This is a genomic window from Pseudarthrobacter sp. DSP2-3-2b1, from assembly GCF_049895945.1.
Taxonomy (GTDB): Bacteria; Actinomycetota; Actinomycetes; order Actinomycetales; family Micrococcaceae; genus Arthrobacter.
The window spans coordinates 220,297-235,464 of the sequence record NZ_JAFCTI010000003.1 but is presented as its reverse complement, the minus strand read 5'-3'; the positions used below and the strand labels follow the sequence as shown (position 1 = coordinate 235,464).

General features: G+C 59.6%; 13 protein-coding genes. 4 read left to right on the top strand and 9 right to left on the bottom strand.

Annotation, left to right across the window (positions count from 1 at the left end; genetic code table 11):
• Positions 1–139: 139 nt before the first annotated feature.
• Positions 140–625: a LacI family DNA-binding transcriptional regulator gene (locus tag ACP7AX_RS06150; protein ID WP_426225758.1), complete on the top strand. Its 486-nt coding sequence runs from the start codon at positions 140–142 to the stop codon at positions 623–625.
• Positions 626–860: 235 nt separating this feature from the next.
• Here ACP7AX_RS06150 and ACP7AX_RS06145 read toward each other — a convergent pair whose 3' ends face one another.
• The 4 genes from ACP7AX_RS06145 to ACP7AX_RS06130 form a co-directional block, all read right to left on the bottom strand.
• Entirely contained in the window at positions 861–2,072 is a 1,212-nt protein-coding gene (locus ACP7AX_RS06145) for an alpha/beta hydrolase family protein (protein ID WP_426225757.1), read from the bottom strand.
• A complete protein-coding gene (locus tag ACP7AX_RS06140; protein ID WP_426225756.1) occupies positions 2,050–2,325 on the bottom strand; it encodes a hypothetical protein in 276 nt (91 codons plus the stop codon). Before ACP7AX_RS06140 ends, ACP7AX_RS06145 begins: the two co-directional genes overlap by 23 nt.
• A gap of 170 nt (positions 2,326–2,495) precedes the next feature.
• On the bottom strand, positions 2,496–3,524 hold the full coding sequence (locus ACP7AX_RS06135; protein WP_426225755.1) for a DUF6545 domain-containing protein: 1,029 nt from the start codon (positions 3,522–3,524) through the stop codon (positions 2,496–2,498).
• A complete protein-coding gene (locus tag ACP7AX_RS06130) occupies positions 3,521–4,063 on the bottom strand; it encodes a hypothetical protein (protein ID WP_426225754.1) in 543 nt (180 codons plus the stop codon). Before ACP7AX_RS06130 ends, ACP7AX_RS06135 begins: the two co-directional genes overlap by 4 nt.
• A 434-nt stretch (positions 4,064–4,497) precedes the next feature.
• Between ACP7AX_RS06130 and ACP7AX_RS06125 the strand changes: the two genes are divergently transcribed.
• The 3 genes from ACP7AX_RS06125 to ACP7AX_RS06115 all read left to right on the top strand — a co-directional run bounded on the left by ACP7AX_RS06125 (position 4,498) and on the right by ACP7AX_RS06115 (position 10,594).
• Positions 4,498–5,523, top strand: coding sequence for a DUF4192 domain-containing protein (locus ACP7AX_RS06125; protein WP_426225753.1), 1,026 nt, complete (start codon positions 4,498–4,500; stop codon positions 5,521–5,523).
• Between the two features lie 919 nt (positions 5,524–6,442).
• Positions 6,443–10,009 (top strand): MobF family relaxase, encoded by a 3,567-nt coding sequence (gene mobF / locus ACP7AX_RS06120; RefSeq protein WP_426225752.1) that lies wholly within the window; start codon positions 6,443–6,445, stop codon positions 10,007–10,009.
• 21 nt (positions 10,010–10,030) lie between these two features.
• Positions 10,031–10,594, top strand: coding sequence for a hypothetical protein (locus tag ACP7AX_RS06115; protein WP_426225751.1), 564 nt, complete (start codon positions 10,031–10,033; stop codon positions 10,592–10,594).
• On the opposite strand, the gene ACP7AX_RS06110 is transcribed toward ACP7AX_RS06115, so the two are convergent.
• The 5 genes from ACP7AX_RS06110 to ACP7AX_RS06090 form a co-directional block, all read right to left on the bottom strand.
• The gene (locus ACP7AX_RS06110; RefSeq protein ID WP_426225750.1) at positions 10,591–12,321 is read right to left on the bottom strand and encodes an SIR2 family protein; all 1,731 of its coding nucleotides are present in this window, start codon (positions 12,319–12,321) and stop codon (positions 10,591–10,593) included. The two genes, ACP7AX_RS06115 and ACP7AX_RS06110, sit on opposite strands and share 4 nt — an antisense overlap.
• A gap of 2 nt (positions 12,322–12,323) precedes the next feature.
• A complete protein-coding gene (locus ACP7AX_RS06105; RefSeq protein ID WP_426225749.1) occupies positions 12,324–12,617 on the bottom strand; it encodes a hypothetical protein in 294 nt (97 codons plus the stop codon).
• 363 nt (positions 12,618–12,980) lie between these two features.
• The gene (locus ACP7AX_RS06100; protein ID WP_426225748.1) at positions 12,981–13,490 is read right to left on the bottom strand and encodes a single-stranded DNA-binding protein; all 510 of its coding nucleotides are present in this window, start codon (positions 13,488–13,490) and stop codon (positions 12,981–12,983) included.
• A 62-nt stretch (positions 13,491–13,552) separates the two neighbouring features.
• Positions 13,553–14,710: an ArdC-like ssDNA-binding domain-containing protein gene (locus tag ACP7AX_RS06095; protein WP_426225747.1), complete on the bottom strand. Its 1,158-nt coding sequence runs from the start codon at positions 14,708–14,710 to the stop codon at positions 13,553–13,555.
• 79 nt (positions 14,711–14,789) lie between these two features.
• Entirely contained in the window at positions 14,790–15,161 is a 372-nt protein-coding gene (locus tag ACP7AX_RS06090; protein WP_426225746.1) for a hypothetical protein, read from the bottom strand.
• Positions 15,162–15,168: the final 7 nt, after the last annotated feature.

Sequence of the window (15,168 nt, the reverse complement as noted above, 5' to 3'; positions counted from 1 at the left end):
ATTCGGACCGAGCCTAGTGTGGCTTGGGTCTCACACTCAAGTGCATTTAGAAAATTTCTGAAACTAGTTCCATAGTGTCGCATAAACGACTACGCTTGTCGTAATTCGCTTGCAAACTGTTCGTCAGAGAGGCACCGCCGTGGGCAATCCCGCATCAATTCAGGACGTCGCAATCGCCGCAGGTGTGTCGATCTCTACCGTCTCGAATGTACTGAACCGCCCAGCCGCAGTGGCCGCCCATACGAGAGAACGTGTGCTGGGCGCGATCGGCGAACTTCGGTTTGTTCGCAATGAACAGGCAGCCTCACTGAGGCTGGGCAAGCCGGCTGCGCGCCGTCGAACTCCGGACTCTCATTCCTCGAGGCCAAGTGCTCCCCTCCCGGACTCCGTTGTCAGCACACCCGGCCCGCCGATCGATGACCAGGAGCCGGCACCGCGGTGCATATGGCAGCGGATAGACCCTGGCCAGCATGTCCAGGTATCGCTGGGCGGCAGGTACGTTGGCTGTGGCCTTGCAGACGGCTCCCTGACGGACGGTTCAGCCATGTGGGTGCGGTTCGATGATGGTCGCGGCCGCATCCTCCTAGCCCTGTCTGAGGGCTATTCCGTTGCCCTTCCAACCTAGGTATGGCTGAGTACACCTCACGGAAGAAACTCACCGCACCGAATGCCGCCGCCAGGCAGCCGTAATGGCATGTAGCCCGACGATCCGGCAGTGAACGAGACCGCCCCGCTCCAAAGGAGCGTCTCAGGTCACCGAGGCGATTCGGCCCTAACGCTCATCAGCGGGAACTCTTCCTAAGATTCGATCCACCGGCCGGTTCTGATGGGGCGGGGGTGTTCTGATCTTGTTGAGTATGTCAACCCGATCCAGGACCACTATGACGGCCTGATCGTGTGCGCCCCAGAACCCACTCCACGACTGCGGCCTCCCATGCCTCCGTGTCCACGTTCCACTCCTGCGAGTGTCCCTCGACATGGAAAGGGACCAACTGAATCAGGTCGCGGCGAAGGTTGGCAGCAAGTTGCGAGACCTCGAACGGTGTGGACCGGTCCCCCTCTCCATGCAGCAAGAGTACCGGCTTCGTGAGTTCAGAAGCACGTCCCACCCAGTCCAGAGATTTATAGTCGATCGGTTCTGCAAGTCCTGTAACCCACAGGAATGCTTTGCGGTGGAGGAATAGCAACCCCAGCGATGCGATCGCGCTTGGCAGGCCGCTTGCCCTGGCGTTTGACCTAAGTGTCCTGGTCCAGTCAATGACTGGTGCATCGAGAACGAGCCCCGAGATTGAGCCCGCGTAGTCCGACAAATCGGCAAGGCGGAGACCAATCGATCCGCCCAGTGACCACCCGAAGAGAACAATTCGACGGGCCCCCTCCGCCACGGCGAACTTCACCGCAGCCTCGACGTCCAGCCATTCGGTTTGGCCCAGCATGTAGCGCCCGTCAGGAGACGCAGGAGCCTCACCATCGTTCCGAAATGAGACAACGAGAGATGTGAAGCCCAACCGACAGGCGACTGGGACACCGCGGAGAGCGCCCGCTTTTGTTCCTCCCATGCCGTGGATATGGATGGCCCAGATGTCTGAAGCCTTCTGCGTACGAGGAGACTCAAATTTCCATGCCGGAGCGACGCCATTCTCAACTGGGATGGAAACGTCCGAGTACGGCAGCCCCAGCTGGTCGGGGCTCGAGAATACGTAACCGCTCCATATTCCAGCCCGTGCAGCCGTCAGATCACCGGCGTCGACTCGTTCGACCAACCGCGTAACCGTGCCAGCCTCCGGATCCTCTGCTGTCACCGAACCAATACAGGCATGGCCAGCGCCACCGGCGAACCAGAGACTGTAGCGGCCCGGAGCCGTCGTTTGCGGCGACGCGGGCAACTCGATCAGCGACGAACCATCAGCGTCTCGGAAGACCCTTCGGATCGGGAGGTCCTCCTTGCGTGTTCTCTTGGGAACAACCACCTGCCGGGCAAAGTAAGCGGCAGCAACGAAAGCCGCTACTCCCCCGGCAATCGCCGTCGTGGCAAGCGCCAGGGTGACCCTACGAACTGTTGCCGTCGTCATCACCCACCTGACGTTCGTCAATTGCCTTTCGAAGCCGCACGAGGGTTTCTGGGGATATATCCTGCAATTGCCTTGCCGCAAAGTTCCGAACCCGGGCCTCCCGCATAGTACGCAACAGCTTCAGTTGAGCATCAACCAGGCCGGGAACTTCGGCGGCGTCATCCAACAGGTATTCCGAGTCGACACCGAAGAATTCAGCCAGATTCCTTAGCAGGGCGTCGTCTGTCGCCAGGGAGCTGTCTCCGCTGCGCATGTAAGCCCATCGAGAGCGGGACAGAGGTGTTCCTCGGCGCTCCATGTGCTGGCTGATTTCTCGATAGGTAAGGGTCTCCGTTCCCTGAGCTTGGAACAGGTCAAGGAGGAGGTTAAGTTTTCTGGCGAGCCTCGCCTGAGGCGTTTCCGGAAGGTCTGCGTCTGGATCTCTCAAGAGGTGCGCTCCCCCTTTCGAGTAGGTCGAGGGTCAGCTCGATCAGCCCTGCCCCCAGGACCTGCTGCCAAGTACCGCTCGACTCGTTCGAGAAGCCGGCGGTCCCCCTCATCCAGTGTCTTCGAAAGGCCCGGATCCATAAGAAGGGCATCCTGCACTTCCACCAGCATCCTGTGGAGACGCCATCTGGCTGACTTCTGCCGATCGGCAGGCACGGCGGACACGAGCCGAATTTCCGGCATTGACTCGGTCATCCTCTCCCAGACCTCCGTGAGGCCACTGACCAGGCTGGCTTCGGCCTTCGAATCCTTGATCCGCTGGAGTCGACGAGCCATTGGTGGCAGTGCCAGTCCTACACAGAGAAAGGCCATTGCTCCGATGAACGCCCCGTCATAAACCACTGATAGTGCATACATCCCTGCCAAGTCGCCCTGAAGGTGGAGAACATCCATTCCCAAAACGGCCAAGACTAGGACCACTGCTAACGAGCAGCCTACGCCGATGAGCGTGAAAGCCACGCGGAAGTAGGGTCTGGACATATCGCCGCGGAATCTGAAACATGTGTAGCCGGTAACACTGACCACGGCTCCGATGTAAACAAACTGAAGGGCGGAGTATGTGGCCGCCGACCACTGATCTCCAAAGTCCTTCATGAATGTCGTCGAAGAATATGGCGCCTCGATCAGGCTGAAACAGACGATGAGGCCAGCAATTACAAGTCCCAAAACGGCGATGCCCAAGCGGTCGTGCCCCGACGGGATATCGTCGGGATCCGCCGCCCGCAGAATAGCCCGGGACAGGAAATAGATGCCAACGACCATGAGAATGTTTGCGCCCAGATCCAAGACATTTCGACCACCGAGTAGCGCATCTCCTGCAGAGTAGACCCGGTCAACGTTCAGAGTGAGGGCTGCCGCGATCGTAACCGCTGCTACGACAATGCTTTGGTCAGCCCGACGCTGTATGCCCGGCAGAAGGCAAAGCACGAGGCCCCACATTAGGGTGGCAGCAAGGAACTGGATCATCCGAATATCTTTTCGAACGAACGCGGTTCGATGGCACTGTCCCGAATTGCAGACGCAAAGAGATCGGCGAGGGTTTCTGCCGCCGCCTCGATATGGTCCACAAAGCTGCTTCGGGACAGCACGCGGGAAACCAACTCACCTGGAAGGTTGGGAAAGAGGACGCTGGCATAGTCGGCCGGAAGGACCAACTCGTCATGGCGCAGAACCATGTGACCAAGCTCGTGGAGGACGAATTGTTGACGGTGAAGCACTGAAGGCGTTGCAGCATGCAGGATGATTTCGGTCGTCGCTGTCGAAAGCCATAGCCCGCAAACGGACCCACCGTTCAGCGCTCCCGAGACTTCGATCTCGATGCGGCAGTTTCGAAAGCCCTCCACAACCTGGACTAAACACTCAAGAGTCAGGTGGGACGGGAGCCGCAACGCCTTGAAAGCGACTGCGGCGTGTTCCGCGGAAGCTGATCCGGTAACGAATGACCGATCCACCATGAACATCACCGTCTGGGATGAATTGCGCCAACCTTCGACCGACGCTGCCAATTAATTCCCTCAGAACTCCATTGAACGCTCCTGCTCTGGACATGTCCAGAGCAGGAGAAATCCTCCGCTCCGGGCATATCAGTAGCTGTCTGCGCCCGTCTATCGGCGAGGCCTAAAGTCCTCCGCGGCACGATATGACTTCGCCCGGGTCACGCTGTGCCGGCTGAATTTACCCATGAATGACCAGAAGATTCTTTGCTCTTTGTCATTCCGATCCCCACCACCGCTGGCGGGGCCCAGCAACTAAGCAGTTGCGCCGATACTGATCCAAAATCGATTCGGCTTCGCTGCCGCTGTATCACACAAGCTGCGGACCCTACTCGGTTCGCCAACCTGACCCCGGTCCTCATTGCCAGCGCTTGATCATCGATCAGAAGACGGACGAATCCGATCGGCACACCCTGTGCAGGCCGGGCGATAAAGGAGAAGAAAAAATGGAACCGCTGAGCATCAAGACCCCTGCCGACGTCCTCAGCTTCGTCGGGCACACCCTGGGGTTTTGGCCCCAGGAAAGCTTGGTGTGCATCACTCTGGCTGACAACCGCGTTGGGGCCACACTCCGCGTAGACCTGCCAAAGCCAGGCGCTGAAATCAGCTATGCCCGTATGGTTGCCGGCTACTTGGCCCATGATGCCGAGGCGGCGAGCGTGCTCTTCGCCGTTTACACATCAGAGACCCAGATCGGTGACAGTAGGCCTCACGAGGCAACCATCGCTGCGCTGACAGGTGCCCTCGCTGAGTGCGGAATGTCCATCCGGGAGGGACTCCTGGTCGGGGAACAGTCAGTTTCACAGTACGACGGCGACCCGAGGCACAGCGTCAGGCTCCCGTTGAGTGCCACCCAGTCGAGTCAGATCAACGCGGAATTCGTCTACCGCGGGAGCGTCATCGAACCGACTAACCGCATCACGCTCCCAGCCTCCACCAAGGAGATCCAGGCCGCGGACGCCGTCGAGCAGCAAGTTCTTGCGATTCAAACCATGACAAGAAGGGATGCAATGAAACAAGCCCGCACGCTCTGGACCGGGATGCTCGATGCGACTACCTACCCCGACGACGAGCAGACGATCGGCCTCATTGCGAACCTCCAATTCCCTGCCATCAGGGACCGGCTCATGGCGGATATTCCGGGAATCGACGAACCCATGGACCAGGTACTTATGGCTCAGACCCAAAACAAGCCACGATGGTCCCGCATCGAGTGGGCAGAGCAGCTATTGGTCCACGCTTACACACACAGCGCAGCCAGGCACTCTGCACCGACCCTGACTGCCATCGCCTTTATCAATTGGTGGGAAGGCAGAGGCAGCAAGGCCCACCAATTTCTGCAACTCGCCCTCGAAGCTGACCCCAAATACCACCTGGCCAGACTCAGTGATCAAATGATCGGCGCTGGGATGCTTGCCGGGTGGAGCATGGACAGGACGACGGCATACCAGAACCGCGGTCTCGAGGCCTGACCGATCACGCATTCGACGATGCCCGATGGAATACCCATTGGGCATTTTCCTGGGCGGGCACTGCTGGCCCGTCTGGCCCCTTCCTGGCGGTTCTCCAATACCGGCCACATGCGCTGTGCCAAGCGCGGATCCGAAAACCCTCAGGCTACTGCCGCGCTTCGATATGAAGCAGCTACATCAGAACACCCGAATCCCCTCCGACTGCCCAGTCAGAACGACTCGCGCACCTACCTTTTACCGCAACCCTCCCGACTCAGTTCAGCCGTTTGCCTGAGCTGTCCAACCCCTTCACACCTCTGGCATCCAAGGCAAGCGCCGTGGGAGTGCCTCACGCTCAGTCATGTTGCAGTCGATGTTCGTGCTGATGAACCAACGTGATCAGAACGATTTGCGAGGAGTGCCGCAGCGGCTTCGAAGCGTCGCGCAACGGTCAACGATTCTGCAGCACCCGCTGCGCAGACAGGCAGCGCGACCGCCGACGACGGCAACGAAAACGGGGAGAAACTGCCCATCCGATCGACGCCCCGGCCGTTTTACCCACACAGTCCGATACTGAGCGAGCTTTCCACAAGCCTGTCGAAGAGCGCTCGCGCAGGCGACGCGGCGAGTCAGCGACAAGGCTTTGCCAACATGCACTTGAGGATCTTCAAACGAAGCTCAGATCCCAAGCCTCAGACCTCGAGCACGTTGAAGCGATAAACGCTGAACAGCAGGCCCGTATCAGACATCTCCAAGCGGAACTGGCCCACCTCAAGCGGGCACAGCGCATCAACATCAAGGATCTGGCCCACATCTCAGCCAGGCTTGTGGCCCTTGCCCAGGCAAACAGACTGCCACTGGACGCCGGGACGATTGAGATTCTCCGCCGCCGGGGTTGGATTTCACAGAAGCGCCGAGCGGAAGCAAAGCGCCCATGACCATGTCCATCGCCAGGCTGTCTGCGCAGTCGGGCCTGAAGTATCTGTTCAAAACCACAATGATGGACGACCTGCAGGTCAGTCCCAGCGACGCCACCACGTACTACATGCAAGCCGGTACGCCACCCGGCAGGTGGCTTGGATCCGGGCTCAGCGGCATCAACCGTGCAGCCAAACAATCGGTCACAGAGTCAGATGCCAAAGCCCTGTTCGACCACGCTGTCCATCCGGACACCGGGGCGCCGCTGGGACGGACGTACAGCCAACCCACCATCGCGAAAACAGAGGAAAGCCACACAGCCAAACGTCACGCCGTAGTCGGATTCGACCTGACCTTCAGCGTCCCCAAGTCGGTCTCCGTCCTCTGGGCTATGAGCCCCCGAACGGTGCAGAACCAAATCCTGGAAACACACCACGCCGCCGTCGAGGCCACACTCAGATGGCTCGAGGAATTCGTCATCCACACCCGGGCAGGACGGAACGGCGTAGCCCACATCGGCACACACGGGGCTATTGCCGCCGCATTTGACCACTGGGAGTCCCGTGCCGGAGACCCTCAACTGCACACCCACCTGGTCATCGCCAACCGCGTGCAGCGCACAACCGACGGGGCCTGGGTCACCCTGGACTCGCGGACTATTTACAAGGCGGCCGTCGCGGCGAGCGAACACTACAACGGCCTCCTCTTCGATGCCCTCCAGCGGAGCCTCGGCACCGACACTGAGATCCGGGAGCCGGCCGCAAACACTCACAACGCAAGTCAGCAACTTACCGGGGTCGACGAAATACTCATCCGGGAATTCTCCAACCGCTCACGGCTCATCGATCTGGAAACGGACCGGCTGGTTGCCCTCTGGGCCGCTGAGCATGGCCGGCGTCCAACCGCTACGACCATCGTTAAGCTCCGGCAGCAGGCGACACTCTCTACCCGCGCGCCGAAAACGGAAACTGTCAGGCCGCTTTACATGCTCTCCCGCCAGTGGCAGGCGCGCGCCCGCAAGCTGGGCTACGACCCCAGCCGCGTCCTCCACGAAACCATCCGGCGCTCACGCACGTCCCCATTCCAAAGCTGTGACTTCACCGCGAACTGGGTCGAAGCTGTGGCCTCGATCGCCAAGGATCGCGTCGCGGCGAAGCGATCCACCTGGAACCGCTGGAATCTGCTCGCCGAGGCCGAGCGGGTCTGCGCCGAAATCCGCTGCCTGACGCCCGAAGACCGCAGCAGTCTCATCGATTCCGTTGCAACCGCCGCTGAACGCCAGTCGGTACCACTTAACGAATACCGGTACAGCGTCGATCCGAGCGCGGCACCCGACCTACGCCACGGGACACAGAGTGTGTTCGATTTCCATGGCTCCCGTCTCTACACCGACGCTACGACCCTTGCGTGTGAGGAAGTGGTTATGGGGGCCAGGAATCACGACGGCGGGCCAGCGGTGCGAGTCTCCGTCACCATGGATGCGCTCGACTCTTACAAGCGCAATGGCTCCGTCGAGCTTCACGCGGACCAGCGCGCTGCTGCAGCCACAGTCCTGCTGAGCGGCAACCGACTCGACGCCGTCGTTGGTCCGGCCGGAACCGGCAAGACAACCACTCTCGGCGCCGTAAAGGCTCTCTGGGAGTCAGAGTTTGGGCCTGGCAGTGTCCTAGGACTGGCACCGGCGGCCGCGAGCGCAGAGGTGCTCGGGTGGGAACTTGGCATGGTCACGGAGAACGTCGCAAAGTGGCTCTACGAGTCCGTCGGGAATGGTGCAAACCACCGAGCGACCCGATTCTTCGATCTCGAACGTCACATCGATTCCGGGTTGGATCCTCAAAGCTCGCGGCGAACTCGTTTGGCCCAAGAGACCGTTCGAATGGCCGCCGAGCAGTCGAAATGGAGGTTCCACCCGAATCAGCTCATACTCGTCGACGAAGCCTCAATGGTCTCCACGATCCAGCTCGCCGCCCTGGTGCACCAGGCACAAGACGCAGGAGCCAAGATCCTGCTGGTGGGCGATCCTGCCCAGCTGGATGCCATCGATGCCGGCGGTATCCTCGGCTGGTTGGACCGGGAAGGAAAAACTGCGAGGCTCGGCGCGATCTGGCGGTTCGAGCATGCATGGGAGCGGGATGCTTCGCTAAAGCTCCGGTCCGGGAACGTCGAGGCTGTCGCCGCCTACGAGCAGCATGCGCGCATCCGTCACGGCATGTATCTGAGCATGATCGACCAGGCGTACGGGAACTGGCAATCTGAGATCCGGGCCGGAAAATCGTCCATTCTTATTGCTGCTGACAACGACACGGTAAGCATGCTCAATGAACGTGCCCAGGCGGACCTGGTCATCCAGGGCAGTGTGGATGCCGAGCAGACCGTACCGCTCGGCGATGGGCTGAAAGCGGGACGGGGAGACACCATTATCGCCCGTCAGAACGACCGAACCATCTGGGACAGCAAAGGTGACTTCATCCGCAACGGAACCATGCTCGACGTCGTCCGCTCCCCCCGGCGCGATGGCTCCCTTGACGCAGTTCGCCGCGATAACGGAGCGGCTGTGACGCTCCGGCACGATTATGTTGAGACATCGGTTGAGTTGGGTTACGCGACGACGGCACACCGTTCGCAGGGTCTTACGGTTGATAGTGGCCATACCGTGGTCACGCGCGGGCGGCTCACCCGCGAACTGCTGTACGTGAGCATGACCCGAGGGCGCTCGGGCAATTACGCGTACATCAGCGAGAACGATCCTCTCGATCACGATGCTCTTGACCCGTCGGTTCAGCCGTCCTGGCGCGAGATCATCGGTGAGGTCCTAGCGGCGGAAGGTGCCGAGCGGACTGCCCATGAGGTCCAGGCTGCCGAACGTTCAAAGGCCGACAGCCTGGAACGGCTCAGCGCCGAGTACGACTACCTTGCACAGATCGCAGCCGGTGAGGATTTGGCTGCGTTTCTACAATCCCGTGCGCCGGAGCGGATCAGCGAGCTTCAGCAATCACCGTCGTGGGGTGCAGCTGTCGCTGCTTGGCGGCGGTGCAGTGCCGTCAGCCGGCCGAGCGCACAACGTCTTGTGCTCGAAGCGCTTCAGACCCGCCCCTCGGCGCGAGACATCACGTCCGTCATGCATTCCCGGCTTGGCAGCCTCGAGTCGGGCTTATCGTCGACCAGCTCTCGTGCGGTGCCCGAGTCTGTCTTCACGAACCGCCCAGATTTGGCAGCCATGATCTATCAGGTGAGGAATCGGATGCTGCAAAGGTCGGATGCCGTGTTCCAAACAGCTTTGGTGTTGGAGACAGATTGGGCGCGAGACCTTCAGACGTTCCTGGGGCAGGTAGACCCGGACGATACCAACAGGCTTATTCGCGCCGTCGCGATCTTCAGAGATCGGTGGGGCATAGACAACTCTCCGCTTCCACTTGGACCCCTGCCTCCAGACTACGAATGGGAACAGAAACTGCAGCGGATGGAAATCGAGCGGCAGATTGCCCAGGCGAGTCTCCCAGCGTCAGTCGCACTGCAGCGGATCCATGTAGGGATGGATGAACCCGACATCAGTGATTCACCTCTTATGAATGTCGGCTGGCAGCTTTAAACTGGATACAAGTAGGCAATCATGACCAAGAACCCAGTCATCCGGCCCAAATTGGCGACTCCAGCGCTAGCACTGGCCAGCGTTGTGTCCCTCATCGCGCTTGCTTACCTCGTAGCCGCACTTATCCGCGGTGCGTCCGTCGAAATTCTGATAGCTGGCGGCCTTGCATTTTTCATGGCTGCAGGAGTCCTTTGCGCAGTCTGGTTGGGGCGCGTCCGCCAGCGTCGCAGCTGGAACGAGGACGCCGAACTGAAGTGGCATAACTTCGACAACGCACGCAGCCGTCACCGGACCACGACGGAAATTACGGTTCTCAGCGTTGATGCCTTGGAACCCACTGGATCTTGGATCACCATCAATTGGAACCGTTTCGACCACACGCAGCGAGCATGGATCGAAGCCTTGCCCGACCCGATCTGGCCAGGATCTATTGTGTTGCTTTCGCCGGATCCCGCCCAAGTCAGCCCTGGCAAGCCGTGGCCACCGACGTACTACATTCGAGCTGTGGATTGTCTAGCCTGCGCGCCGAAAGACCTCTTGCTACGGGCACTACCTGCTGCAAAGCGTTCGCCCCGGCTCCGCTAGTCGTCCTCGAATTCCTCTTCAAAGAGAGTTCCCATAATCTCGTCGCAGTATGAATGCCAATCTTCGGCGGATGGAGAAACGAGCGTCGATCCTAAATCGTCGATGAACTCTATGGCCTGCGCACGCTTGTGCTTGTTAGCTGACGAATTTAGTGACGAGTCAGAACCCGCCGACATCGAGGCAATGGTGATTGCACCAACGGTTATCGTGCCGCCTTCCGGCGGTTTCCAGGTAAGTGGGAGGCCTACATATGTCCGCCAGCGCTGTGACTTGTCGTTTTCCCCCAAACTTCGCGTCACGGGCCGTCCGGCGATAAACGCTTGGATGCTGGTGTACTCACTATCGGAAGAGATCTGGGCCGTCCGAGATAGTTCCTCATCAGCCAACGTACCGAGAGAAGTAGCCCAAAGCTTCATCTCCCGTGTGTGCTGTGGGGACGTTCGGATCCAAAGTTCTATTTTGAACTTCTCGTCAGCTGAGGATTCAAGTAAAGCGCTGAGGGCAACCACTGCCGTATTTAGAAGTTCGTGAAATAGCCACTGCCAATCAGTCTCCTCATCTTGGGCTATCTCTACACTCCAGCTATTCCACCAGTCGGACAGCCTCTTGCCGTACCTCAACTCCGACCGCTGGTACTCAGAGGGCTTAGACAGTTGGGCGCAGACAGTGACCTCTTCTATGAATTGTTGGGCTTGACCGTAATAGTCGGCAAAAACAGGCTTAACGCCAAAGTGTTGATAGCGCTCGCGGATCATCTTCTGAAGGCTAGCCTTATCGGCGGCCCCTAATCCGTCCTGCATAGGGACTAAGGCGTATCGCCGGCGCCCCTCTCGGGTAGCTTCCTCTGCAGTAGCGGCCAAGGCTCGAAGGAGGGGCGGGTCCGTCATGCTAGCTCCGACGATCAAAACGGAGGCTTGGCTGAACAGTTTGTTTAGTGCCCCAAAGGAATATTCCGCTGTGATGAAGTAGTCCTGTTCACTGACCACTGGGTGCCGGTACTCCGAGACTGACCCTTTGGGGCCCGGCTGGTGGCTGCGGGGTACAAATCCATGAAGGTGAATACATGTTGAGTCCACTGCCCTGGGAAAATCATCATCCGAAATCCACGCTGCCATGGCTAACTCCTGCGAGTAACCGAGCTCCCCTTTGCGTACGCTGCTAAAGCTCAGAGGATCGATTTCTGTAGGGAATTCCAAAAGCGGATCGCCGAGGCTGAGGTCCGGGTTGTCTTCCGATTGGCGTCTGACAACTTCAACCAGTTCTTGGAAGATGTAGTCGTCGTAATTAGGTGTGACGATGCATGATCCACCGACTCCGTCGCCATCATCTTGAGAACGTTTTTGATTCATTACAAGAAGCAATGTTGCTAAGTTCGTGGCTAGTCGTCCCTTTTGCCACTGACCTCCGTTGTACAGAAGGACTCGAAGACGATCGGTTAGTCGGTCCCGAAAAGACTCTCCGTGATTCTTCTGATACAGCTGTGCGGCCACCGATGCTGACTGTAGATCCCTCATTCTTTCCAAGACTCGGGAACGCTGCTCACCATTTTCGATGTAATCCTCAAGCAACCCGGAAACGAACTCCGACCATCCGAGCCCCGAGCGATCCAGCGTTACACCCGCTCCGGCGAATATGACCAGACGCTCAGACATTGCGATCTCGACGATCGCTTCCTTAGTTACTTGTCTGCTGAAGAAAGGCCGTGCTGTCTCGAGTTCTACTGCCACGGTCAGGACTTGTTGGCGGCCGCGGCCTGCAAGTGCGATTGGGCATTACTCAATTGCCGCTCTCGGTTGCGCTTCTCCGCGATTCGGGCCATCTTCATGGCACCATTTTCAGCAATCTTTTGATTGATCGATTTACTCGACACTTTTTTACGAGCCATCTTGAGTGCGCTATTCGACAATGCCAAACTCCCTGCAGCTAGGTACCGCACCGAAATAGGACCGACCAGCCTGGGGAGGCCGACGATTTGGGCCGGACTGCGACGCGCACGCTGCCACTTGGGTCCGTGGGTAGCCACGCGAAGCTACTTCGAGTAATTTTCTAGCGATCACGAGATTCAAACACCCTTAACCACGCGGGTCCGCCCTCAATTAGGGGCATACGATTGGTCTTGCTTTTACCCGCCAGTGTAGTTCTTCGACGAACAATCACCTGATACAACAACCGATTACCCCCATGTCTCCAGTGTAGGTCCTTCGCCCGCTGGCGTGCCCGGTCCCTCATACCTTGGGACTTGACTGTATCTTGGCACCAATCGTGACTTTGTAAGGGACGTCTGAGTTGACACGCCATTGGGTCGTTGCCCCCGCCGATCATACTGGTCCACCCTAACCGTCATATATCTCGCCGAGCGCCACTGCAGGCAACTAATCGTATCCCTTCACCAGCTCATCTCATTCCCCGTGGCCGGGCCAAAAGGGGGCAACACCACCGGGTTCTTCGTCGAGACGTTGTAGGCCGGCACCGAGGACAGTCCTGAGACGGACGCATGTGGGTCAGTGTGGACTTCAGCATCTGGACGGGGGGAGGGGTGTGATGATCGCTGGTAGACAGCCGTCCCGAATCGAAGGTCCGGGCCGATGGTCTCTGCGATGATGCGGCGGGCCTCGCGCCGCTCACCGTCCTTGTCGTAAGCACGGAATTCAAGCTCTCCTGCCACATGGACCGGGTCGCCCTTCTTCAAAGAATTCGTCACGTTCTCTGCGAGCGCACGGAAGGCCGAGACGTTATGGAATACTGGCTCGCCATCACGCCATGTGCCGTCCGTCCCCTGGATGCGCTGGTTCACAGCGACTCGCAACTTGGCATGCGCGACGCCGCTGTCGCTGATGGTTAGCTCCGGATCGGCGACGAGGTTACCGGTGATGCTGATTGGAATTTTGGTGCCCATTCTTGATCTTTCCTTTCAAGTGCGAGCGGGGCCTTCCCGCTCGACAACCCTGGCGTACGGCGTTACGGCCCGGCCATCTCTGGCCCGTCAGCCATCCTGGGTGACAACCCGCGGTCGACATAGCCCGCCGTCGCCGCAACCTGCGGCCCCGTGGTTGCTAGCCGGCCTCCGAGTCCCAGCGGCTGAGTGATTTCCAGGATCCCCTTGGCCGCAGCCGTCACGCGACCAAGCACCGATTTGGCGACGTCCACCCGAGACGTTGGATGCAAGCTGTACATGTCCTCTTCGAAGGCAGCGCGCTGAGTCTGGATGACCGACTCGGCCCATCCCCAGAGGTAGAGCCCCGACTGTTGCCCGCGGTCGATTCCGTGAGCCTTCAGAACTGTGTAGGCGACGGATTCAGCCTCGACTTCTGCGAGTCCACGATGTTCCGAGCTGCTGCCGTAGAGCCTTCCCGTCTTGTCGTCCGGACCATGAAGCAGGACATGGCCCAGCTCGTGCGCGAGGACCGCGACTCTCTCTTCAGCATTCATCCATGTCCCGACCTCGATGCGTCGCTGCGCGAAATCCGTAAAACCACTGGCGAGCCCTTGCTGAGCGTCAGATTCCTGCAGCTCGAAACCGTGCTTTCGGGCAACAAGGGACAACGAATCCCACAGCATCTGGCTCGCGGCCTCCGACTGGGTCTCACCGCGTGGCACCAAAAGAGGCCTCCCCCTCGTCTGTGACACATCAAAGACTGCCTGCCCCCGCCACCCGGTTACTACGGACTTCTTCTCATCGTGGAGGGCGCCACTGGGCGCGGCCTCACCGATCGGAAGCCGCTTACGCGTGCCGTCGGGCATCGTTACCTCTTGTACCCGAGCTGTTCGGGGCGCGATGACCCACAAGGCGTGTTCGCCCTTCAGCACCATGCGGCCGTGGCGCTCCCACTCCTTGTACCCGGCCACCAGAGTCGGCTCCGCGGTTCCGCGCTGGGCCATCTGCAGCATGAGCAAAGCAACGTTGCCGCCCGAGTATCGCCACAGGGTGGCCGAGGCATCAAGGAGGATCTGCCACTGGGCTGGGGACTCAACAGCCCCTTCGAGGAACGTGTGCAGTCCCTGCGTCAATATGGCGATTCGCTCTTCCGGCGTAGTCCCGGTCTTGCTGAGCTCGTCCAGCCCGGGCGCTGAACCAAGAGGCAAGGAATCACCCACGAACTCGGACGTTGGTGCCACGACAGCCACGCTCCACACTTCTCGGATCCGCTAGTAACGGTTTCCTATTCATGTCGAAGCCAGCGGGAACCGCATGACTTCAGAAATCCGCCTCAAGTTGGTGGTGGCTCCGCTGCCACTCAAGGAACTCGGACTCCCCAGCCGTCAGCACGCGCAGGGTGGGCTCCTTGTGTGCCTGGAGACCAACACAGCCGGCGGCCCGGCAGTGCGTCCTTAGACGCTCGACGGCGTGGGGCAGCCTTTCGTGGAAGGCCAGCGGGCCGAAACCTGGATCGTCCGGAGTGTAGGAGGCGAGTTCCGCTCGTTGGAGGGCATAGAGCTCAGCCACAATCTCAGAGTGCCGCCACCAGCATTCGGGAACTACCGACGTCGTGAGCTTGTAGGTGGCGACCAGCCACCTGACCCATGCGGCCAGAGCTTGCCATGCACCCTCTGCCTGATGGGGCTCCATGTCCCGC